Origin of the sequence: Bacillus sp. SIMBA_154, assembly GCF_046536015.1 — a bacterium.
Lineage (GTDB): Bacteria > Bacillota > Bacilli > Bacillales > Bacillaceae > Bacillus > Bacillus pumilus_P.
Genome location: NZ_JAWJBV010000319.1, coordinates 1 through 247, shown reverse-complemented (window position 1 = coordinate 247; position 247 = coordinate 1). Strand labels below are relative to the sequence as shown.

The following is a 247-nucleotide window of genomic DNA, read 5'->3' as shown; positions in this document are numbered from 1 at the left end:
AAAAAAAGGTTCGCCTTGATTCCCAACGGCAGCCCTGCCAGCGGACCGGCACTGTGTTCAGCACTTCGGCCGGCGGCCAGAGCGGATTCGTCGAAGCGTTCGAGGATCGCGCCGACTCGGTCGTTGACACGGTCAGCGAGGTCGAGTGACGCGGAGACCAGTTCCTCGGCCGTCGTCGCACCGGACCTGATCTGCACAATCTGCGCGGTGAGGTCGTGGACAGAGCTCATTTTGGCCGTGTCTGTGA

1 pseudogene is annotated in these 247 nt (G+C 62.3%); it reads right to left on the bottom strand.

From position 1 onward, the window contains the following. Positions 1-247, bottom strand: a pseudogene (locus R0K30_RS22210) (hypothetical protein); the annotation flags it as partial.